Genomic DNA, 20,385 nt, shown 5'->3' on the forward strand with positions numbered 1-20,385 from the left:
CTCCTAACCTTTACACTTTGCGAACAAAACCTAAACAGGAGGAACAATGGCATTTTCACCCATCACGGGCGCTGCGCCCACAACAATTTATACCGACGGGGTCGGGCTGGCGTGCGGCGAGTTCCAGATGCCTACGTTTGACGGCACTATTACGGCTTACTATGCCAAGCCCGAAGCCAAGCAGCAGGCGCCTGTCGTACTGGTCATCCAGGAAGTTTTTGGGTTGCACGAGCATATTCGTGATGTTTGTCGGCGCTTTGCCAAAGAAGGGTATTTTGCGGTGGCCGTGAATCTCTTTGAGCGTCAGGGTGACTGTAACCAGTACACCGATGTTCCGACCCTGATCAAGGAAATCGTTTCTAAGGCTTCCGATGAGCAGGTCATGGCTGACCTGGATGCCAGCGTGGCCTGGGCTCGCGAACAGGGCGGTGATACTGCGCGTTTGGCAGTCACTGGTTTCTGTTGGGGTGGTCGTATCACCTGGATGTATGCCGAGCACAGTTCAACATGCCGCGTAGGTGCGGCGTGGTATGGCAAGCTGGTGGTGGGCCATGGCCCGTTGCAAAAGCGTAATCCTATAGACGTAGCCAATACGCTCAAAGCCCCGGTACTGGGTTTGTATGGCGGTCAGGATGCCGGCATTCCGTTAGCTGACGTTGAGCGCATGCAGGCCGCGTTGGCTCAAGGCAATGATCATGCCCGGGACTCCAAGATCATCGTTTATCCCGAGTCGAACCATGCGTTTTATTCTGACTACCGGGGGAGTTACAACGAGCCCGACGCCAAAGACGCCTGGCAACGTACATTGGCCTGGTTCGACAAGTATTTATAAACCCAGGCGGGCAGTTGCCGTCAGGTGCAATCTGCCGCTTGTTCCTGGCGGCAGATTGCCTTTAGCAGTTAGAGCGTTTGCGCACTACGAAGGGCGCGAATGCGGTCTTCGATGGGAGGGTGGGTCGAGAACAACGCAGCGATGCCTGCCCCACCCGAAATGCCCGAGGCTTCGAATGATTTGGGTAATTCGCCGGGCTCAAGTCCTCCTAAGCGGGCCAGGGCCTTGACCATGGGCTCGCGTGCGCCCATAAGCTTGGCACTGCCTGCGTCGGCGCGATATTCGCGCTGGCGCGAGAACCAGGCCACAATAATAGACGCCAGCAATCCGAAGATGATTTCGCACACAATGACGGTAGCGTAATAGCCCATACCGACATCGCGGTCGTTTTTGAGTACCACGCGATCAACGAAGTAGCCGACGACGCGCGCCAGGAACACCACAAACGTATTGACGACACCCTGGATGAGCGTGAGGGTAATCATGTCGCCGTTGGCAATGTGCGCCACTTCGTGGCCCAGCACGGCAGCCACTTCCTCTTCGGTCATGCTTTCAAGCAAGCCGGTTGACACCGCCACGAGGGCGTCGTTTTTAAAGGCGCCGGTGGCAAATGCGTTGGGTGGGCCATCGTAAATGGCGACTTCAGGGTGACCAATGCCGGCTCGGTCGGCCAACTGATGCACGGTATCGACCAGCCAGGCTTCGCGAGCATTGCCCGGTGCCTGCGGGTTGATGACACGTGCGCCTGTGCTTTGCTTGGCCATCCATTTGCTAAGCAGTAACGAAATGAACGAACCAGTAAAGCCCACCAGTGCCGAGAAAATCAGTAGCTGGGTAAGGTCAAGGCCTTGGGCCGTCATGTAACGTCCCACACCCAACACACTCATGGTGATGCTTAGCACGACCATGACAGCGATATTGGTTAGCAAGAAAAGGAAAATGCGTTTCATAGGGTGGATATCCTGCAGGATTGGAAAGTAACACCGCGGTGTGGATTTTGACGATTTATATTGGGGCCAAGTTCCGTATATCAACAGTGTCGGGCATGTAAAAACTGACAATTTGCTGAAAATAAATTTTTCCGGGCGGCAGTATAGTATCGCCTTTAATGTATTACCGGAACTATACCGCGCCATCATGCAGTCTTTATGGATGATTCTGGCTTGTGCCATGTTTGCAATTATGGGGGCATGCATCAAGGTGGCCGCAGGATTAGGGGTCTCGCTCCCGCAAATTGTATTGTTTCGTGGCGTGCCTTCGGTGCTGTTGTTGCTTGTCTGGGCTATCTCGACGCACCGGCGGGTCTGGCCCAAAAACCCCAGGCTGCACCTGTGGCGTAATCTTTCAGGCATTACCGCCATGTGGATGGGCTTCTATGCCTTGTCTCATCTGCCCTTGCCGACCGCGGTCAGTCTCAACTACACGTCCCCTTTGTTTATCACCGGCTACATGCTGATGTGGGGCGGCGCGCGCAACGACTTTGTTCGTGCGGCGGCCGTTGTCATGGGTTTTTTTGGGGTTTTGGGCATTTTGCGGCCAAGCATTGGCGACGAGCAGTTCTTTGCCGCCCTTATGGGGTTGGGGGCAGGTGCTTTGGGAGCAATAGCCATGATGCAGGTGCGACAGCTGGGGCAGGCGGGTGAGCCCGAGTGGCGTACTGTGCTGGTTTTTTCAGCCTGCGTTTGTCTGACCGGTCTTGTGGTGCTGTTTGCCCAGGGTTGGCAACCTTTGTCTTTGAATGCCTGGTTGGCCGCCATTGGGTTGGGTGTGTCGGGGTTGGTGGGGCAACTGGCCATGACGCGTGCGTTTGGCGCCGGCAAGGCGTTATTGACAGCAGCCTTGCAGTACACGACGATTATCTTTGCAACGCTGTTGGGCATCGTGTTCTGGGATGAGCACCCCGATGCGTTGGCCTGGCTTGGTATGGCGCTGGTCATAGGGGCCGGTTTACTGTCAACATGGCGTACTTATACCGAAAGCAGGCGGCACCGGCGGGCATGACCGTAACCCTGTGCCGGTCACGATACTGTCAACCGTTTGTTTATGCGCTTTACCCAGAAAAGGAACTCTATGCACGCGCTTTTGATTGATGCCGCCACCCTGAAGCCTCTGGTTGAATCCGGGCAATGTATTGTGTTCGATGTCCGCCACGATCTGGCAGATCACGCTGCAGGGCGGCGCCAGTACGAGCAAGGCCACATACCCGGCGCCATCTTTCTTGACCACGAGCAAGATCTGGCTGCACCCAAAACCGGCACTAATGGCCGTCATCCGTTGCCTTCGCTGCCAACCTTCCAGGAACTGATGCAGAAGCATGGTGTACAGCCGGGCGTGCAAGTTGTGGTTTATGACGGCGGGACCAGCGCTTTTTCGGCGCATCTATGGTGGATGCTGCGGTGGGCGGGTCATCGGCCGGTTGCCATTCTTGATGGCGGTTTGCCTGCCTGGTCGCGTGCAGGGTTTGCGCTGAACTCAGTTGGGGCGTCGTCCGAAGGTCATCAGCCTGAAGCGTTAACTCAGGGGGCAGTTGTGGCGTCTGGGTCGGGTGCGGGGGCGTCTGTCTCTGCGTCTGGTTTGGCAAGCATGCCGACGTTCTCAGCCGATGATGTCTTGGCAAATATCGGCCGTGGGCCTTATGTGGTGCTCGACGCACGTGCCGAGAATCGCTTCCGTGGCGAGGTCGAGCCCATGGATCCGGTAGCAGGACATATCCCCGGAGCATTGAATCGCCCCAATAGTCTTAATTGCCAACCCGACGGGCGTTTCCGGCCGGCTGACGAATTACGGGCCGAGTTCGAGCAGATGCTGGGTAATACACCGGCAGACCATGTCATTCACCAGTGCGGGTCAGGTATTACAGCCTGCCATAATTTGTTTGCCATGGAGCTGGCGGGGTTGGGCGGGTCGGCCTTGTACCCGGGGTCGTGGAGTGAGTGGTGCAGTGATGCGTCCCGCCCCGTGGCTGTCGGGGCGGGTACCTGAGTGCCGTTGGCTGGTCAGTCGCCTGACATCATTTGGCGGTACCAGGCGTGGAAGTGCATCATGCCGTCTTCCATAGGCGATTGATAAGGCCCGGCCTCATTCACACCCCTCAACATCAGGGCTTTCCGGCCGGCGTCCATGCGTTCGGCAATTTCATCATCTTCGATGGCCGTTTCCATGTAGGCTGCCCGTTGTGCCTCAACAAACTCGCGCTCGAAAGCGACAATTTCTTCGGGGTAGTAAAACTCGACAATATTGACGGTTTTTTGCGGGCTGACCGGGTGCAGGGTAGAAAGCACGACCACATGGGGGTATAGCTCGATCATGTGCGTCGGGAAATACGTTACCCAGACGGCGCCGAAGTCGGGCGTCTGGCCTGCCCGAAACTGCAGCAGCTGGTCGTGCCAGCGTTTGTAGGTATCGGACCCCGGTTGCGCCAGTGCATTGTGTACGCCTACTCGCTGCAGGCTGTACCAGTCTGAAAACTCCCAGGTCAGATCGTCGCAGGTAACAAACCGGCCCAGACCGGGGTGAAACGGCCCCACATGGTAGTCTTCAAGGTAGACCTCGATAAAGGTCTTCCAGTTGTAATTGCACTCATGAACCTCGACGTGGTCGAGCACGTAATCACCGAAGTCGAATTCGGGGCGGCTGAATAGCGGCGCCATATCAGATGCCGGGTCGCGTGGCCCCTCGAACAACAAGCCGTGGCAATTTTTTAGGGTGAATTTCTGCAGGTTCATGCAGGGTGTTTTGGGAAACTGTGGCGCACCCAAAAGCTCACCTTGTTTGCTGTATGTCCAGCGATGTACAGGGCAAACAATATTACTGCCGGTGTCGCGCAAGTTACCTCGATGCGCAGCGGGCTGGTTCTGGGCATCGGCCGAATCAAACCCCAGCATGATGGCTTGGCGGTGACGACAGACGTTCGAGATCAGCTCTACCCCGGCGGCGTTGCGAACCAGGGCGCGACCAGCGTGCTCGTGCGCGAGCGTGTACCAGTCGCCGGGCTCGGGGACCAGTTTTTCGTGCCCGACGTACAGGGCCGAGTTCTTGAAAATACGGGCTTTTTCGCGAGCGAAGATGTTTTCGTCGAAGTAGCTGTCGACCGTTAGCTGCGATTGCGCCAGCGCGAATTGCGCTTCCCGACCAATGTCGGTCATGATTTGTCCCCCGCGTGGTTACTTACCAGCCAAATACATAAAGGTTTTGGGGCTGGTGCGAAGAAAAAACGGACTGGCCGATGAAATTAAAGGGGGCATTGTACCTTAGTTTTTTGCTTTAAAAACAAGACCTACAGCCAATGCCGGCCGTCTTGACCCGGCATCTCGTACAATCGCATTAATTCAATTCAGGAAACACAGAATGGCTGATCAATCTGCCGATTCCGCGCCGGGTGTGCGCAAACCGAAATCAGAACCGTTGCCCAAAGACTTCGAAACCGCGCTGGCGCAGCTCGAAGCCTTGGTGGCGCAAATGGAAAATGGCGAATTGCCTCTCGAGGCTTCGCTTGCGGCCTACGAACGTGGGGTCGAGCTTTCCAAAATTTGCCAAAAACTGCTCGATAAGGCCGACGAGCAGGTCAAGGTCCTGCAAGGTAATTTACTCAAGCCGCTCGATGACCGCGGCCCCGACGAGGAGTAACACCGATGCCTGTGACGCAACCGGTTTTCTCCGACTGGATCAAAAGTACAGCCGCGCATATCGAAACGGTAATCGACGAGTTCATGCCCGAGGCCGATCAAACGCCGGAGCGTTTGCACGAAGCCATGCGGTATGCCGTACTTGGCGGCGGTAAACGCATCCGCGCCGCTCTGGTGTATGCCGCCGGCGAGGCTTCGCTAAGCGCCGGTGCAAACCTGTCTTCCGCGCAGGCCCGAGCGCTCGATCACGCTGCCGCTGCGGTCGAGCTTATTCACGCTTATTCTTTGGTGCACGACGATCTGCCCTGCATGGACAACGACGACCTGCGTCGCGGGCGGCCCACCGTGCACCGGCAGTTCGACGAGGCTACGGCCATGCTGGCTGGCGATGCTTTGCAGCCGCTGGCATTCGAACTGTTGGCGCAAACGCCGGTCGCGCCTGCGCTGGTTGTTCAGGCCGTCGAATTGTTGGCGCGTTCGGCCGGTAGCCTGGGTATGGCCGGTGGGCAGGCCATCGATTGCGCGGCGGTTGGTCAATCGCTTACGCAAGATCAGCTGCAGCTCATGCACACCATGAAAACGGGTGCGATGCTACAGGCCAGTGTTTTGCTGGGCGGGATTGTCGTTGGTGCGGGTTCGGCTGCGCGCGAGGGTCTCGAGCGCTACGCAGCAGCCGTAGGGTTGGCTTTCCAGGTCGCCGACGATATTCTTGACGTTACCGCCGACACTGCGGTCTTGGGTAAAACGGCGGGCAAAGATCAGCAAGCCAACAAGCCAACGTATGTGTCTTTGCTGGGTGTAGACGGAGCGCGCGATTTCCTCGAAACATTGCGCCTCGAGGCTCACGCTGCTTTGCGCCCTTTGGGCCCAACTGGGCAGCGTCTGGCCGAGATCGCCGACTACATTGTGGGTCGCGATCGCTAATTCACGATGGCGCGCCCGGCAACTCATCTAAAATAGGGGGCCCAATGGCGCCCGACGCCGGACTTTTACTCGTATGACTTATCCCGTTCTAGAACAGATCAATTCGCCTGCCGACTTGCGAACGCTTGAGCCACGTGCCTTGAAGCAAGTCGCCGATCAGCTGCGCGCGTTCATCTTGCAGTCGGTAGCCAAAACCGGTGGCCATTTGTCGTCCAATTTGGGTACGGTCGAGCTTACCGTTGCCTTGCATTATGTCTTCAATACCCCCGACGACCGCATCGTCTGGGATGTCGGCCATCAATCGTATCCGCATAAAATTCTTACGGGCCGCCGAGAAGCTATGGCGCAGTTGCGCCATTTTGGTGGCATTTCAGGGTTTCCAAAGCGAAGCGAATCGCCGTACGACGCGTTTGGCACAGCACATTCTTCGACGTCAATTTCTGCCGTGCTGGGCATGGCGGTGGCGTCTCGCAACCTGGGCAAGTCCGAACGTCAGCATATTGCCGTTATCGGAGACGGCGCAATGACAGCCGGTATGGCTTTCGAGGCGCTGAATAATGCGGGTGTCACCCCCGGCGTCAATGTGCTGGTCATTCTCAATGACAATGACATGTCTATTTCGCCGCCCGTGGGCGCGCTTAATCATTACTTTGCGCGATTGATGTCCGGCCGTTTCTATGCGGCAGCTAAAAACATGGGCCGTGCGGTGTTGCAGCACATGCCGCCGGTACTCGAGCTGGCCAGGCGTGTCGAGGGGCATGCCAAAGGGCTGGTCTCGCCGGCTACTTTATTCGAAGAGCTGGGTTTCAATTATGTCGGCCCCATCGATGGCCACGACCTTGATGCCTTGGTGCCCACGCTGCAGAACCTGCGTCAGTTGGGTGGTTTGCAGTTTTTGCATGTAGTGACCAAAAAAGGGCAAGGCTACAAGCTGGCTGAAGCCGATCCGGTGTTGTATCACGGTCCCGGAAAATTCGACCCGTCCGTCGGTATTCAAAAGTCCAAAGCGCCGACTCGCCAGACATTTACGCAGGTTTTTGGTCGTTGGTTATGCGATATGGCCCGTCAAGACGACCGTCTGGTTGGCATTACGCCTGCCATGCGCGAAGGTAGCGGCATGGTCGAGTTCCATCGCGAGTTTCCCGAGCGCTATTTCGATGTGGGTATTGCCGAGCAGCACGCGGTAACTTTTGCAGGCGGTGTTGCGTGCGAGGGCCTTAAGCCCGTCGTCGCTATTTATTCGACGTTTTTGCAACGCGGTTACGACCAGCTTATTCATGACGTGGCCCTGCAAGACCTCGATGTCACGTTTGCGCTCGATCGGGCCGGTCTGGTGGGGGCCGATGGCGCCACACATGCGGGCAACTACGACATCGCCTTTTTGCGTTGCATTCCTAATATGGTGATTGCTACGCCGTCCGACGAAAACGAAACGCGGCTGCTGCTCAGCACCTGTTATCACTACAATGGGCCGGCGTCGGTGCGTTATCCGCGTGGGGCCGGTTGCGGCGCCGAGGTCAGCAGCGCGCTCGACACTGTCGAGATCGGCAAGGGCCGGTTGTTGCGTCAAGGGCAGCGTATTGCCATTTTGGGTTTCGGCACATTGGTGCCCGTTGCATTGCAAGCGGTAGAGTCCCTCGACGCCAGTGTCGCTGACATGCGTTTCGTCAAGCCGCTCGACCATGCCCTGGTCGATGTCCTGGTCGATTCCCACGATGTGTTGGTTACCCTCGAAGAAGGCGCCATCATGGGTGGTGCCGGTAGTGCCGTCCTAGAGTACCTTAGCGCCAAAGGCGTTCAGGTGCCTGTATTGCAACTGGGTCTGCCGGATGAGTTCATTGATCATGGCGATCAGGCACTGCTGCTCAAAATGCAGGGGCTAGATGCCGACGGTATTGTCCATGCAATTCGACAACGCTTTCCAGAATTTGACTTTGTCCAGGACAAAGTCGTGTCACGCTAATCTGGGTCAAAAACCTGTCGAACTCAGGGGTTATGCTCGACAGGGGGCTGATCAGCAGGGTAACGTATAGGCGTTGCTTATTATTGTCCCGGGTCGCCGGGTTTCATACAGGTTAAACAATGAACTCTATTACTGATTCCGCCGCAGTCATGCCCGACGTCCAAAGCTCGGCCGATACGCGCCGTATGCCGATTCAGCGCGTAGGGGTTCGGGGTGTTCGGCACCCCATGCTTGTCAGTGCCGGTCCAGAGGGGCAGGCGATGCCCACCGTAGCCGACTGGGAGCTCACTGTGGCCCTGCCTGCCCACGAAAAGGGCACGCACATGTCGCGCTTCGTGGCGCTGCTCGAGCAACATCGCACAACGCCCATGACTCCGCAACTGTTTTGCGACATGGCTCAGGCCATGCTGCCTTTGCTCAATGCAGAAAAAGGCGACATTCGTGCGCGTTTTCCTTATTTCATCGAAAAGGTTGCGCCTGTATCGCAGGTAGCCAGTCTGATGGACTACGAAGTCAGCTGGAAGGCCACGGCGACAGCCGACGATGTCTTGTTCGAACTGCGTGTGCTGGTGCCGGTGACTAGTCTGTGTCCGTGTTCAAAGGCTATCTCGCAATATGGCGCACACAACCAACGCTCGCACGTTACTGTCGATGTCGTATTCGATAACCCCGCGCAAATCGATATCAATGCCCTTATTCAGGGTGTAGAACAGCAGGCGTCATGCGAGCTGTGGGGTTTGCTGAAACGCGGCGACGAAAAGTTTGTTACCGAGCGCGCCTACGAGAATCCCAAGTTTGTCGAAGATCTGGTTCGTGATGTAGCAGTACGTCTGCAAGCTATCGAAGGTGTGCAGCGCTTCCGCGTCGAAGCTGAAAATTTCGAATCCATTCATAACCACTCGGCATACGCAGTTGTAGAAGGCTAAATACACTGCGTGACTGGATGTAGGTTGTTCAAAGCCTACACATAGGCCCCGGTTTTTGCCTGCTGTTGGCGGGTAAAAACCGGGGCATGTTATTATTAGCGGTTTCTTGCTCGACTTTGCTTTTCGGGTTGGCGCATTTTTTGCGGCTACCTGTTAGCCAGGCGGGCTATCCCTTTTGTTGCTATCGCAGGCAATAAAAGCCATCCACAAGGAGTATCACTTATGCGTCACTACGAAGTAGTGTTTATTGTGCACCCCGATCAAAGCGAGCAAGTGCCCGCCATGATCGAGCGCTACCAGGGTTTGGTTACAGGTAACGAAGGCAAGATCCATCGCCTCGAAGACTGGGGTCGTCGTCAACTGGCTTACCCCATCCAGAAGCTGGTTAAGGCCCACTACGTGTGCATGAACATCGAGTGCAACCAAAGCACCCTCGACGAACTCGAACACTCGTTCCGCTACAACGATGCTGTTTTGCGTCATTTGGTCATCAAGACCAAAAAAGCTGACACCGCGCCTTCCGTCATGATGAAATCTGTCGAGCGCGAAGAAGCACGCAAATCCAGCAACGACGCTGCGGCCGACGCCGAGTAAGGGCGCGTAGCGCGCAGGCAACCGGGTGAATCAGGTTTCTGTTACCGCCAGTGTGCTTGAAATCAAGCCATTGCGTTATACCCCGGCTGGGGTTCCGGTCACCGAACTGACATTGCACCACGAGTCCGAAGTGGTAGAGGCAGGGGCGGCACGCCGCATCCAGTTTTCTATTCCGGCAGTTGCACTGGGCGATATCGCTTTGCTGGTTTCGCAAACGCCTTTGGGCGTTGCCTTGGCAGTACAAGGTTTTTTGGCCCCGGTAAAAAAAGGGGCATCAAAACTGGTATTGCACATACAGCAGGCGTCACGCGTTCATGCAGGCGGGGTCTTGGCTACCGTCTAGCATCGTTGAAGTAAATCGTTTCGCACGGGCGCACAAGCAGCTCGATGCATAATTAATACCGATTGGGCTTCAGGCCCAAGCACTCAAGAGGCACATTATGGCTTTCTTCAAAAAAGGCAAAGAAAAACGCAAGTTCAATCAGCAAAACCCACTGTTCAAGCGCCGCAAGTTTTGCCGCTTTACAGCTGCTGGTGTAGAACAAGTCGACTACAAAGATCTCGACACCCTGCGTGATTTCATCCAGGAAAACGGCAAGATCATTCCTGCCCGCCTGACCGGCACCAAGGCTCACTACCAGCGTCAGCTCGACACCGCTATCAAGCGTGCGCGCTTCCTGGCACTGTTGCCTTACACCGACAACCACAATTAATCCGAGGTTAATCGTCATGCAAGTCATTCTGCTCGAAAAAGTCAGCAACCTGGGTAACCTCGGTGAAGTCGTTCGTGTTCGTGACGGCTACGCCCGTAACTACCTGATCCCCCAAAAAATTGCTCGTCGCGCCACCGAGACAGCACTTAAAGAATTCGAAGCACGTCGCGCCGAACTCGAAAAGCAACAGGCCGAGCGCCTGGCCGCTGCACAGGCAACCGGCGAGAAGCTCAGTGGCTTCCAGCTGGGCATGTCTCAGAAAGCCGGTGTTGACGGCCGTTTGTTCGGTTCCGTAACCACCATGGACATCGCTGCTGCGTTGCAAGAAGCCGGTTTCGCCGGTGTGGTCAAGTCGCAGGTTCGCCTGCCCGACGGCGCCATCAAAGCTGTGGGCGAGTTCCCCGCTCAGGTTGCTTTGCACGCCGACGTGGTCGTCGACATCACAGTCAACGTTGCAGGCGAAATGGTCTAACGCCAGCGCATACAATGCTGTCTGTAGGGGCGGGCCATGGTACATTCTGAGCTCTCGGTTTGTACTGGGCCTGCCAATCAAAAAGCCGGTGCTAGCCGGCTTTTTGCTTTTTTGTTTCTCTCTGGGTTTTTGTCTTGGAAATCGCACGTCCTACGGGTGATGCACAGCTAGACTACTTGCGTGTGCCGCCTCACTCTATCGAAGCCGAGCAGTCGGTGCTGGGTGGCTTGCTGCTCGACAATGCGGCTTTCGACCGCATTACCGATGTCGTCGGCGAAGATGATTTTTATCGTTTCGATCATCGTATTATCTGGCAGCACATCACGCGGCTGATCAGTCTGGCGCGGCCGGCCGATGTCGTCACCGTGTACGAGTCGCTGAGCAGCGCGGGCAAGGGCGAAGAAGTTGGTGGGCTGGCCTACTTGAATGCGCTGGCGCACAACACGCCGTCGGCGGCCAACATCCGCCGCTATGCAGAAATCGTGCGCGAGCGCTCTATGCTGCGCAAGTTGGTGTCGGTGGCCGACGAGATTGCGGCGGCAGCGTTCAATCCTCAAGGCAAAGAAGCGCGTCAGTTGCTTGACGAAGCCGAATCCCGTGTTTTCCAAATTGCCCAAGAAGGCGCCCGTGGCGCCACCGGTTTTCAAGAAATCCAGCCTTTGCTGACCCAGGTGGTCGAGCGTATCGACGAGCTTTATCACCGCGAGGGCGGCTCCGATATTACCGGTGTCCCGACGGGGTTCTCAGATCTCGATCGCATGACCTCGGGCTTGCAAGCGGGCGATCTCGTTATCGTTGCGGGTCGCCCGTCCATGGGTAAAACATCGTTCTCCATGAACATCGGCGAGCATGTCGCTATCGAGCAAGGGCTCCCGGTAGCCGTGTTCTCAATGGAGATGGGTGCAGTGCAACTGGCTATGCGTATGGTGGGTTCGGTCGGCATGCTCGATCAGCATCGTATGCGTACCGGCAAACTCACTACCGAAGACTGGCCACGCCTTACCCATGCGGTGCAACAGGTCCAAGAGGCGCAAATCTATATCGACGAGACACCCGCGCTCAGTTCTATGGAAGTTCGCGCGAGGGCTCGCCGTCTGGCTCGCCAATGCGGTCAGCTCGGCCTGATCATCATCGACTATATGCAGCTGATGTCGGCCAATTCGGCCGGTGAAAACCGCGCGACCGAAATTTCGGAAATCAGCCGCTCGCTCAAAGGCCTGGCTAAAGAGCTTAATTGCCCGCTGATTGCTTTGTCGCAGCTAAACCGAAGCCTTGAGCAACGCCCTAACAAGCGCCCCGTCATGAGTGATTTGCGCGAATCGGGCGCAATTGAACAAGACGCTGACTTGATCTTGTTTATTTACCGTGATGAAGTCTACAACCCCGACTCACCCGACAAGGGTACAGCCGAAATCATTATCGGTAAGCAGCGTAACGGCCCTATTGGGACGGTACGTCTGACGTTCCAGGGCGCCAGTACCCGCTTTCTCAACTTTTCGTCGGGCTTGTAAGCCGTTACGGAGCAGCGGGCGTCAGGGCTATGGCCATATTGAAAGCCGCCCGCAACGAGCCGGCGTCGGCCAACCCTTTGCCGGCAATGTCGTAGGCAGTGCCGTGGTCGACACTGGTGCGGATAAACGGCAGCCCTACTGTAACGTTAACGCCTTCGTCAACCCCCAGGTACTTTACCGGTATCAGGCCTTGGTCGTGGTATTGCGCGACCACAATATCAAACTCCCCCCGACGTGCGCGCATGAATATGGTGTCGCCCGGCCAGGGGCCGGTGGCATCGATACCCTCGGCGCGTGCGGCAGTAATTGCCGGGGCGATGATGTCGATTTCTTCCCGTCCAAATTTTCCTTCTTCGCCGGCGTGGGGGTTAAGCCCGGCGACGGCGACTTTCGGGTGCTTGATGCCCGCCTGCCTGCAGGCGTCGTGAGCCAGTCGGATGGTTTGTAGTTCTTTCTCGATACTTAACGTCGGGCTGACCTGAGCGAGGGGGATATGAATGGTGACCAGGATCACGCGTAGTTCAGTGTTGGCCAACATCATCGCGTAATGACGAGTGCGTGTGCGATCGGCCAGAATTTCAGTGTGGCCGGGGTAATCGATGCCCCCCAGTTGCATGGCGGCTTTGTTCAGCGGTGCCGTTACGATGGCGCGCAAATGCCCAGCCAAGGCATCGTCTATGGCCTGGCACAGGTATTCGTAGGCGGCACGCCCGGCATCACCGTTGAGTTGGCCGGGTTGCACGTCAGCGGGCAGGGGCAGATGCTGATTGACCACCACGACGGTGCTTGGGCTCATGACCGTTTGGGCCTGGGCGATATCGGTAACCGCCTTTACCGACAGGCGTGTGTCCAGGCCTGTCAGGGTAAGGGCTTTTTGCATGACGCCTGCATCGCCATACACGATGGCGGGATGCAATGCGCCGGGTTCACCCAGCAGCCGGGCAATAATTTCGGGCCCGACACCGGCCGCATCGCCCATTGTGATGCCAATGGGTAGTGCGGCGCGGTTCGCCGGGTTTGGCGTTGTCGTCATGCCTTTACAACGCCTCGCTTGCGTAGTCGGCCAGACGGGAACGTTCCCCGCGTTGCAAGGTAATGTGCCCTGAGTGCGGCCAGCCCTTGAAGCGGTCAACGACGTACGTCAGGCCAGAGCTGCCTTCGGTCAGATAAGGCGTGTCGATTTGCGCGATATTACCCAGGCAGACAATTTTTGTGCCGGGCCCGGCACGCGTCACCAGCGTTTTCATTTGCTTGGGTGTGAGGTTCTGGGCTTCGTCAATAATCAGGAATTTGTTCAGGAACGTACGACCGCGCATGAAGCTCATGGACTTGACCTTGATGCGGGAGCGAATCAATTCCATGGTGGCGTTCTTGCCCCAGTCGGGCGAGTTGCCATTGCTCACGCCATCGGTGTTTGCTCCTAGTTGCAGTACTTCGAGGTTGTCTTCAAGCGCGCCCATCCAGGGCAGCATTTTTTCTTCTTCGGTGCCGGGCAAAAAGCCAATTTCGTCGCCTACAGGCACAGTGGCGCGGGTGATGATGATTTCGGTGTAGCGGCGCGTTTCGAGTGTTTGCGTAAGACCGGCGGCCAGCGCCAGCAAGGTTTTGCCTGTACCGGCCTGACCTAGCAACGAGACAAAGTCGCAGTCGGGGTTCATGAGCAGGTTCAGGGCGAAATTTTGCTCGCGATTTTTGGCAGTAATGCCCCACACATTGTTTTTGCCATGGCTATAGTCACGTAACGTAGCCAGTACGGCAGTTTTGCCGCTGACTTCTTTAACCTGGGCATAAAGAGGAAGTTCGCCTTCAAGGTAGACAAATTCGTTGACAATAAGCTGTGCGCACAGCGGTCCTTTGATGCGGTAGTAGGTTGTGCCGCCTTGCTGCCACGATTCAACATCTTTGCCGTGCTTGGTCCAGAAATTATCGGGCAGAGGCATTACCCCTTCGTACAACAGGTCGGAGTCATCGAGGACATGGTCGTTGTAATAGTCTTCGGCCGGCAACCCCAGCGACAGCGCCTTGAGGCGCATATTGATGTCTTTCGAAACCAGAATGACTTCGCGTTTGGGGTGTAGCTGTTGCAGCGCATGTACAACGCCCAAAATGACGTTGTCGGCTTTGCCCAGCGGCAGGGCGACGGGCAGGTCGGACGACAGCGCGGTTGTCTGGAAGTGCAAGGTACCCAGCGCTTCCTGGTTGCCCAGTGTGTCAAGGACAAGCCCGTTGGCCAGGCTTTTGTTTTCGGCCACCAGTCCGTCAAGGTAGCGGCTTACCTGGCGGGCATTCCGGGCGACTTCAGACATCCCTTTTTTCTGGTGGTCTAGCTCTTCAAGCACCAGCATGGGCAGAAAGATGTCGTGTTCTTCAAACTTGAATAAGGAGTTCGGGTCGTGCAGCAACACGTTGGTGTCAAGCACAAACAGTTTGCGCTTGTCGACCGCCAAACGAGGTTTCTTTTTGCCACGCGCGGGCGCCGTGACGGTGGTGTTGATGTCTGCACCATTGCCGGTGCTACGCACCGCCGCGTCGGGGGCCTTGGGCTTTGCCGGGGTAGGTGTAGCTTCTGGCGCAAGCCCGTGATTGTTGGAACTGCTGGCTTTAACGGCAGGTTTCGTGGCTTGCTTGCGCGCTTTGGGCGTCGCCGGCGTGGCTACGGGGGCTGACTCGGCCGTTTCGAAGGCGTCGAGGTCGTTGGTTATCTTTACCAGGGTGCCCGGACGGGTCGGCAACTTGGGTAGCGGCATAAATTAAGAGCTCCTGGGCAATGGACTAGCGCATAGAAAAAAAGGCGGGGTTGTGTCGCGTCAGCGAGTCGCTTCGGTGACCGCCTGCAGTACCTGGTCGACATGCCCTGGTACGCGCAGGCCGCGCCATTCTTTGACCAACACCCCTTTTGGGTCGATCAGAAACGTGCTTCGCTCAACGCCGCGTACCTGTTTACCGTACATGTTTTTCATTTTCATGACGTCGAACATGGTGCATAGCGTTTCGTCGGGGTCGGAAATAAGAGCGAAGGGCAGTGATTGCTTGCCGGTAAAGTTGTCGTGCGACTTAAGGGAGTCGCGCGATACGCCAATGATCTGGCAGTTGACGGCCTTGAAGTTATCGAGCTGGTCGCGAAAGTTTTGCGCCTGGGTCGTGCAACCCGGCGTGCTGTCTTTGGGATAAAAATACAAAACCGTCCATTGATCCAACAAACTGTTTTCGGTGATTTCGCCTTGGGTGCTTTGTGCGACAAAGGCAGGGACGGGTTGTCCGATGGTGACAGAACTCATTGTGACTCCAGTGGCAAAAGGGCTGCGACAACGCGGCGGCCTTCGGCCATTAAAATGTTGTAGGTGCGGGCGGCGGCTTGCGTGCTCATGGCTTCAACGCCGATACCCAGCTCAAGTAAGGTGCGGGTGACGGCCACAGGCAAAAAGTGCTGGTGTTGGCCCGTGCCCACCAATAAAACCTCGGGGGCGTTGTCGGGGCGCCGTTGCCGGTCTTCGGGTTCGTCGAGAAAATCGAGCGGGTTGGTTGCCGCCGGGGTTAGCCCGGCGATCGCCATAAGCTGGGCGCCGGTAATGTCTTTGACGCCTTGGGCGTCCCAGCGCTTGACCTCGCCTTCCGGCCAGAAAAACACCGCATGGTTGTAGGTCACGGCATTGATTTCGATGTGGTCGTCGCCGTAGGCCGTGATGGTATTTAGCGCCGGATTCGATTCTGCTTGTAGTTGCACAGTAAAAAACTCCCGAATTCAGGCTTGATCATAGCGCAATCGCGCCAGCGTGCAGCAGGGCCACCGGGACATCGTTTTTGTGGTGTCAGGATTACTTCGATGGTTGCTTTTATTGGGGCAGGCTATCGTTTAAACTAGTAGGTTATTCGCTTTTGTCCCCCCTCTTGTAGACCCCAAGGAATTACCATGACGAATTTTCCTCGCATTGAGCGTTTGCCGCCTTATGTTTTCAATATTACGGGCGAGCTCAAGATGGCGGCGCGCCGTCGTGGCGAGGACATCATCGATATGTCGATGGGCAACCCCGACGGTTCAACCCCCAAGCATATCGTCGACAAACTCGTCGAGGTCGTGTCGCGCCCAGATACCCACGGTTATTCCGTGTCCAAAGGCATTCCGCGGCTGCGCAAGGCTATTTCGGGTTGGTACGGGCGCCGATACGGCGTTGATATCAACCCCGACACCGAAGCCATCGTTACGATTGGCTCGAAAGAAGGGCTGGCTCACCTGATGCTGGCCACCCTAGACAGGGGCGATACCGTGCTGGTGCCTAACCCCAGCTACCCCATCCACATTTACGGTGCGGTTATTGCCGGCGCAAATATTCGGTCTGTACCCATGACGCCGGGCCTCGACTTTTTCGAAGAAATCGAGCGCGCTGTCAAAGAGGCGATTCCCAAGCCCAAAATGATGATTCTGGGTTTCCCCAGCAATCCCACAGCGCAGTGTGTCGAACTCTCTTTCTTCGAGCGCATTGTGGCGCTGGCCAAAGAGCACGACATTCTGGTCGTGCACGATCTGGCGTATGCCGACATCTGTTTCGACGGCTATGTGGCGCCCTCCATCATGCAAGTGCCTGGTGCGCGCGATGTGGCTGTCGAGTTCTTCACCATGAGCAAAAGCTACAATATGGCAGGCTGGCGTGTTGGGTTTATGGTGGGCAATTCCGAGTTGGTCAATGCCCTGGCGCGCATTAAAAGCTATCACGACTATGGCACGTTCACGCCTATTCAGGTAGCTGCCATCACAGCCCTCGAAGGGCCGCAAGATTGTGTTGACGAAGTCGTCGAGCAGTATCGCGTGCGTCGCGATGTCCTGGCCAAGGGTCTGCACGAAGCGGGTTGGCCGGTCGATATCCCCAAAGCCTCCATGTATATCTGGGCGCGTATCCCCGAAGCCTACCGCTCCCTGGGTTCACTCGAGTTCTCCAAGAAACTCCTCGAACAAGCCAAGGTAGCCGTGTCGCCGGGCGTCGGGTTCGGCGAGTATGGCGACGATTATGTGCGGTTTGCACTAATCGAAAACGAGCAGCGTATCCGCCAGGCGGTGCGCGGCATCAAAGAAATGTTTCGCAAAGACGGGTTAATTAAATGAGTCCTGTAAAAGTAGGTTTGTTGGGTTTTGGCGTTGTGGGCGGCGGTACGTTTAAGGTACTGACGCAAAATGCCGAAGAGATCGCGCGTCGTGCGGGTCGTAAAATAGAGGTTGTCGCCGTTGGCGCCCTGAATGTCGATACCGTGCGCGAGCTGGTGGGCGACAATGTTATGGTAACCAGCGACGCCTACGAAGTCGTGCGTCACCCAGAGGTCGATATTGTTGTCGAACTCATCGGGGGCGACAAAATCGCGCGTGAACTCGTCAACGAAGCCATCGCCCGTGGCAAGCATGTGGTCACCGCCAATAAAGCGTTGTTGGCCAAACACGGCAACGAAATTTTTGCCGCGGCACACGACAAAGGCCTGATGGTCGCTTTCGAAGCTGCTGTCGCAGGGGGCATCCCTATCGTCAAGGCTATTCGCGAAGGCCTGACCGCCAACCGCATCCAGTGGCTGGCCGGCATCATTAACGGTACAACCAACTACATCCTGTCCGAAATGCGTTTCAAGGGGCTGTCGTTCAACGAAGCCCTGGCCGATGCACAGCGTCTGGGTTACGCCGAAGCCGACCCCACGTTCGATATCGAAGGCGTCGACGCCGCACACAAGCTTAGCTTGCTGGCGTCTTTGGCTTTTGGTATTCCGGTGCAGTTCAGTAAAGTGCACATCGAAGGTATCACCGGCCTGGCCAGAGAAGACATCGCCCATGCCGAACGTCTGGGCTACCGCATCAAATTGCTGGGTATTACCCGTCGTTGCGATCAAGGCATCGAACTGCGTGTTCACCCCACACTGATTCCCGTCGAGCGTCTGCTCTCCAGCGTTGAAGGCGCCATGAACGCCGTTCAGGTTAACGGCGATATGGTTGGCCCAACACTGTATTACGGGCAGGGCGCAGGCGAATTGCCTACGGCTTCGGCCGTGGTGGCCGATCTGGTCGACGTCACGCGCTTGCTGCTGGCCGATCCGGGGCATCGTGTACCTCACCTGGCGTTCCAGCCAGGCGCCATGGCCGACACCCCCATTTTGCCCATGGATGACGTTATTTCGTCGTATTACCTGCGTTTGCGTGTCGATGACCGCCCCGGCGTGCTGGCCGACCTGGCTCGTGTGTTGGCCAATCATCAGATCTCTATCGGGTCTATGTTCCAAGAGCCTCATGGCCCGGCCGATGCCGACATTATTTTCTTGTCGCACGAGGCCCGCGAAGGTAACGTTAACCGCGCGCTCGAAGAAATTCAGGCGTTGCCCTTTGTTAAATCCCACGTTACGCGTCTTCGCGTCGAGTCGCTGCTATGAAATACCGCTCCACTCGTGGCGGCATGGCGCCGCTCGAATTTTCCGATATCCTGCTCGAAGGCTTGGCCCCCGACGGGGGTCTGGCCTTGCCCGAGTCGCTACCCAAAATTTCGCCCGAAACGCTCGAGGCCTGGCGCGGCCTCGATTACGCACAGTTGGCCACCGAAGTCCTGGGCTTGTTCATTACCGACATCCCGCGCGCCGATCTGGCAAAGCTTACTGCCGCCGCCTATAACGGTCAGGTGTTCGACACCCCCAATATCGTGCCGGTCAAGCCGCTCGATAAGGGCTTAAGTCTGCTGGGGCTCTCGCAAGGGCCAACGCTGGCCTTTAAAGATATGGCCATGCAGTTTTTGGGCCAGGTCTTCGAATACGTGCTGACAAAACGCAACAGCACGCTGAATATCCTGGGCGCTACTTCCGGCGATACCGGTTCGGCGGCCGAGTACGCGTTGCGCGGAAAAAAAGGCGTGTCGGTGTTCATGCTGTCGCCGCATGGCCGCATGAGCGACTTCCAGCGTGCGCAAATGTATTCCTTGCAAGATGACAATATTCACAATATTGCTGTCAAAGGGGTATTCGACGAATGTCAGGACATCGTCAAGTCGCTGGCCGGCGATCTCGATTTCAAATCGCGCTATCACCTGGGGGCAGTCAACTCCATTAACTGGGCGCGCATTGCCGCTCAGGTGGTGTATTACTTCTGGGGCTGGCTGCGTGCCACCACCGGCCCGGGCCAACAGGTTTCGTTTGCGGTGCCGTCGGGTAATTTTGGCAATATTCTTTCGGGCCACCTTGCGCGCGAAATGGGCTTGCCGATTCGCCGTCTCGTGCTGGCCACCAACGAAAACAACGTACTCGAAGAGTTTTTCCGCACTGGCCTGTATCGTCCGCGTTCGGCTGCGCAAACGCACGCTACGTCCAGTCCGTCCATGGATATTTCCCGTGCCTCCAACTTCGAGCGCTTTGTTTTCGATCTGGTCGGTCAAGACGCTGCGCGTGTGGCTCAGTTGTGGCAGCAATTATCGCAATCGGGCGAGTTCGACTTGTCCGACCTGAAGCCGCTGTTCGAGGCGCGTTATGGTTTCGTTGCGGGTGTCAGCACCCACGCCGACCGTTTGGCCACCATTCGCAGTGTTTACGAAGCGACGGGTGTCATTATCGACCCGCATACGGCCGACGGCGTCAAGGTGGCGCGTCCCTTCGTCGAGCCCGGCATCCCGATGCTGGTACTCGAAACGGCTTTGCCAGCCAAGTTCAACGACACAATCGTCGAGGCGATTGGCCAACCCGCGCAGCCGCCTGCGCATCTGGGCCATTTGGGTTCGTTGCCGCAAAAAGTCGAGGTCATGGACTGCGACACCGCCCTGGTTCGGCGCTACATCGAGCAGCACGCGAAGGTGTAAGGTCATGCCAAGCCAGCATT

21 protein-coding genes are annotated in these 20,385 nt (G+C 56.8%); 15 read left to right on the forward strand and 6 right to left on the reverse strand.

Annotated features, from left to right (window positions below; genetic code table 11):
* The first annotated feature begins 46 nt into the window (after positions 1-46).
* Complete coding sequence (locus CHR62_RS04010; RefSeq protein WP_123660098.1) at positions 47-832, forward strand: dienelactone hydrolase family protein; 786 nt, start codon at positions 47-49, stop codon at positions 830-832.
* A gap of 68 nt (positions 833-900) precedes the next feature.
* On the opposite strand, the gene htpX is transcribed toward CHR62_RS04010, so the two are convergent.
* Complete coding sequence (gene htpX, locus CHR62_RS04015; protein WP_093970776.1) at positions 901-1,782, reverse strand: protease HtpX; 882 nt, start codon at positions 1,780-1,782, stop codon at positions 901-903.
* Positions 1,783-1,969: 187 nt separating this feature from the next.
* Here htpX and CHR62_RS04020 point away from each other — a divergent pair, with 187 nt between their 5' ends.
* The gene (locus tag CHR62_RS04020; RefSeq protein ID WP_123660099.1) at positions 1,970-2,833 is read left to right on the forward strand and encodes a DMT family transporter; all 864 of its coding nucleotides are present in this window, start codon (positions 1,970-1,972) and stop codon (positions 2,831-2,833) included.
* Positions 2,834-2,902: 69 nt separating this feature from the next.
* Positions 2,903-3,814, forward strand: a complete 912-nt coding sequence (locus CHR62_RS04025) for a sulfurtransferase (protein ID WP_123660100.1) — start codon at positions 2,903-2,905, stop codon at positions 3,812-3,814.
* A 14-nt stretch (positions 3,815-3,828) separates the two neighbouring features.
* Here CHR62_RS04025 and CHR62_RS04030 read toward each other — a convergent pair whose 3' ends face one another.
* Complete coding sequence (locus CHR62_RS04030) at positions 3,829-4,977, reverse strand: aromatic ring-hydroxylating dioxygenase subunit alpha (protein WP_123660101.1); 1,149 nt, start codon at positions 4,975-4,977, stop codon at positions 3,829-3,831.
* A 202-nt stretch (positions 4,978-5,179) separates the two neighbouring features.
* On the opposite strand from CHR62_RS04030, the gene CHR62_RS04035 reads away from it, so the two are divergent.
* The 9 genes from CHR62_RS04035 (at position 5,180) to CHR62_RS04075 (ending at position 12,560) form a co-directional block, all read left to right on the forward strand.
* Positions 5,180-5,458 (forward strand): exodeoxyribonuclease VII small subunit, encoded by a 279-nt coding sequence (locus CHR62_RS04035; protein ID WP_093970779.1) that lies wholly within the window; start codon positions 5,180-5,182, stop codon positions 5,456-5,458.
* Between the two features lie 5 nt (positions 5,459-5,463).
* Positions 5,464-6,381 (forward strand): polyprenyl synthetase family protein, encoded by a 918-nt coding sequence (locus CHR62_RS04040; RefSeq protein ID WP_093970780.1) that lies wholly within the window; start codon positions 5,464-5,466, stop codon positions 6,379-6,381.
* Between the two features lie 73 nt (positions 6,382-6,454).
* Positions 6,455-8,344, forward strand: coding sequence for a 1-deoxy-D-xylulose-5-phosphate synthase (dxs, locus tag CHR62_RS04045; protein WP_123660102.1), 1,890 nt, complete (start codon positions 6,455-6,457; stop codon positions 8,342-8,344).
* 119 nt (positions 8,345-8,463) lie between these two features.
* Positions 8,464-9,270, forward strand: coding sequence for a GTP cyclohydrolase FolE2 (folE2, locus tag CHR62_RS04050; protein WP_093970782.1), 807 nt, complete (start codon positions 8,464-8,466; stop codon positions 9,268-9,270).
* A gap of 222 nt (positions 9,271-9,492) precedes the next feature.
* On the forward strand, positions 9,493-9,864 hold the full coding sequence (gene rpsF, locus CHR62_RS04055) for a 30S ribosomal protein S6 (protein WP_093970783.1): 372 nt from the start codon (positions 9,493-9,495) through the stop codon (positions 9,862-9,864).
* A 25-nt stretch (positions 9,865-9,889) separates the two neighbouring features.
* Entirely contained in the window at positions 9,890-10,207 is a 318-nt protein-coding gene (gene priB / locus CHR62_RS04060) for a primosomal replication protein N (protein ID WP_093970784.1), read from the forward strand.
* Positions 10,208-10,304: 97 nt separating this feature from the next.
* Positions 10,305-10,577, forward strand: coding sequence for a 30S ribosomal protein S18 (gene rpsR, locus CHR62_RS04065; RefSeq protein WP_093970785.1), 273 nt, complete (start codon positions 10,305-10,307; stop codon positions 10,575-10,577).
* Between the two features lie 16 nt (positions 10,578-10,593).
* Complete coding sequence (gene rplI / locus CHR62_RS04070; protein WP_093970786.1) at positions 10,594-11,049, forward strand: 50S ribosomal protein L9; 456 nt, start codon at positions 10,594-10,596, stop codon at positions 11,047-11,049.
* Positions 11,050-11,189: 140 nt separating this feature from the next.
* Positions 11,190-12,560, forward strand: a complete 1,371-nt coding sequence (locus tag CHR62_RS04075) for a replicative DNA helicase (RefSeq protein WP_093970844.1) — start codon at positions 11,190-11,192, stop codon at positions 12,558-12,560.
* Positions 12,561-12,564: 4 nt separating this feature from the next.
* Here CHR62_RS04075 and pdxA read toward each other — a convergent pair whose 3' ends face one another.
* The 4 genes from pdxA to CHR62_RS04095 are packed head-to-tail and all read right to left on the reverse strand — an operon-like array spanning position 12,565 to position 16,284.
* Positions 12,565-13,593 (reverse strand): 4-hydroxythreonine-4-phosphate dehydrogenase PdxA, encoded by a 1,029-nt coding sequence (pdxA, locus tag CHR62_RS04080; RefSeq protein WP_123660103.1) that lies wholly within the window; start codon positions 13,591-13,593, stop codon positions 12,565-12,567.
* 4 nt (positions 13,594-13,597) lie between these two features.
* Positions 13,598-15,307: a PhoH family protein gene (locus CHR62_RS04085; RefSeq protein ID WP_093970788.1), complete on the reverse strand. Its 1,710-nt coding sequence runs from the start codon at positions 15,305-15,307 to the stop codon at positions 13,598-13,600.
* 60 nt (positions 15,308-15,367) lie between these two features.
* The gene (locus CHR62_RS04090; protein ID WP_093970789.1) at positions 15,368-15,838 is read right to left on the reverse strand and encodes a peroxiredoxin; all 471 of its coding nucleotides are present in this window, start codon (positions 15,836-15,838) and stop codon (positions 15,368-15,370) included.
* Positions 15,835-16,284 carry an Mth938-like domain-containing protein gene (locus tag CHR62_RS04095; protein WP_093970790.1) on the reverse strand — a complete coding sequence of 150 codons (450 nt, stop codon included), beginning with the start codon at positions 16,282-16,284 and terminating at the stop codon, positions 15,835-15,837. The genes CHR62_RS04090 and CHR62_RS04095 overlap by 4 nt, the downstream gene beginning before the upstream one ends.
* Before the next feature lie 186 nt (positions 16,285-16,470).
* On the opposite strand from CHR62_RS04095, the gene alaC reads away from it, so the two are divergent.
* Genes alaC through thrC form a run of 3 tightly spaced genes read left to right on the forward strand, consistent with a single transcriptional unit; the run spans position 16,471 to position 20,365 of the window.
* A complete protein-coding gene (alaC, locus tag CHR62_RS04100; protein ID WP_093970791.1) occupies positions 16,471-17,658 on the forward strand; it encodes an alanine transaminase in 1,188 nt (395 codons plus the stop codon).
* Positions 17,655-18,959, forward strand: coding sequence for a homoserine dehydrogenase (locus tag CHR62_RS04105; RefSeq protein WP_093970792.1), 1,305 nt, complete (start codon positions 17,655-17,657; stop codon positions 18,957-18,959). Before alaC ends, CHR62_RS04105 begins: the two co-directional genes overlap by 4 nt.
* On the forward strand, positions 18,956-20,365 hold the full coding sequence (gene thrC / locus CHR62_RS04110) for a threonine synthase (protein ID WP_093970793.1): 1,410 nt from the start codon (positions 18,956-18,958) through the stop codon (positions 20,363-20,365). The genes CHR62_RS04105 and thrC overlap by 4 nt, the downstream gene beginning before the upstream one ends.
* The last annotated feature ends 20 nt before the right edge of the window (positions 20,366-20,385 follow it).

Origin of the sequence: Pusillimonas sp. NJUB218, assembly GCF_003788685.1 — a bacterium.
GTDB lineage: Bacteria > Pseudomonadota > Gammaproteobacteria > Burkholderiales > Burkholderiaceae_B > Neopusillimonas.

Bases quoted from the DNA above. Each gene is read 5' to 3' on its own strand.
- CHR62_RS04010 (WP_123660098.1), top strand. From the start codon at position 47: ATGGCATTTTCACCCATCACGGGCGCTGCGCCCACAACAATTTATACC.
- htpX (WP_093970776.1), bottom strand. From the start codon at position 1,782: ATGAAACGCATTTTCCTTTTCTTGCTAACCAATATCGCTGTCATGGTC.
- CHR62_RS04020 (WP_123660099.1), top strand. From the start codon at position 1,970: ATGCAGTCTTTATGGATGATTCTGGCTTGTGCCATGTTTGCAATTATG.
- CHR62_RS04025 (WP_123660100.1), top strand. From the start codon at position 2,903: ATGCACGCGCTTTTGATTGATGCCGCCACCCTGAAGCCTCTGGTTGAA.
- CHR62_RS04030 (WP_123660101.1), bottom strand. From the start codon at position 4,977: ATGACCGACATTGGTCGGGAAGCGCAATTCGCGCTGGCGCAATCGCAG.
- CHR62_RS04035 (WP_093970779.1), top strand. From the start codon at position 5,180: ATGGCTGATCAATCTGCCGATTCCGCGCCGGGTGTGCGCAAACCGAAA.
- CHR62_RS04040 (WP_093970780.1), top strand. From the start codon at position 5,464: ATGCCTGTGACGCAACCGGTTTTCTCCGACTGGATCAAAAGTACAGCC.
- dxs (WP_123660102.1), top strand. From the start codon at position 6,455: ATGACTTATCCCGTTCTAGAACAGATCAATTCGCCTGCCGACTTGCGA.
- folE2 (WP_093970782.1), top strand. From the start codon at position 8,464: ATGAACTCTATTACTGATTCCGCCGCAGTCATGCCCGACGTCCAAAGC.
- rpsF (WP_093970783.1), top strand. From the start codon at position 9,493: ATGCGTCACTACGAAGTAGTGTTTATTGTGCACCCCGATCAAAGCGAG.
- rpsR (WP_093970785.1), top strand. From the start codon at position 10,305: ATGGCTTTCTTCAAAAAAGGCAAAGAAAAACGCAAGTTCAATCAGCAA.
- rplI (WP_093970786.1), top strand. From the start codon at position 10,594: ATGCAAGTCATTCTGCTCGAAAAAGTCAGCAACCTGGGTAACCTCGGT.
- pdxA (WP_123660103.1), bottom strand. From the start codon at position 13,593: ATGACGACAACGCCAAACCCGGCGAACCGCGCCGCACTACCCATTGGC.
- CHR62_RS04085 (WP_093970788.1), bottom strand. From the start codon at position 15,307: ATGCCGCTACCCAAGTTGCCGACCCGTCCGGGCACCCTGGTAAAGATA.
- CHR62_RS04090 (WP_093970789.1), bottom strand. From the start codon at position 15,838: ATGAGTTCTGTCACCATCGGACAACCCGTCCCTGCCTTTGTCGCACAA.
- alaC (WP_093970791.1), top strand. From the start codon at position 16,471: ATGACGAATTTTCCTCGCATTGAGCGTTTGCCGCCTTATGTTTTCAAT.
- CHR62_RS04105 (WP_093970792.1), top strand. From the start codon at position 17,655: ATGAGTCCTGTAAAAGTAGGTTTGTTGGGTTTTGGCGTTGTGGGCGGC.
- thrC (WP_093970793.1), top strand. From the start codon at position 18,956: ATGAAATACCGCTCCACTCGTGGCGGCATGGCGCCGCTCGAATTTTCC.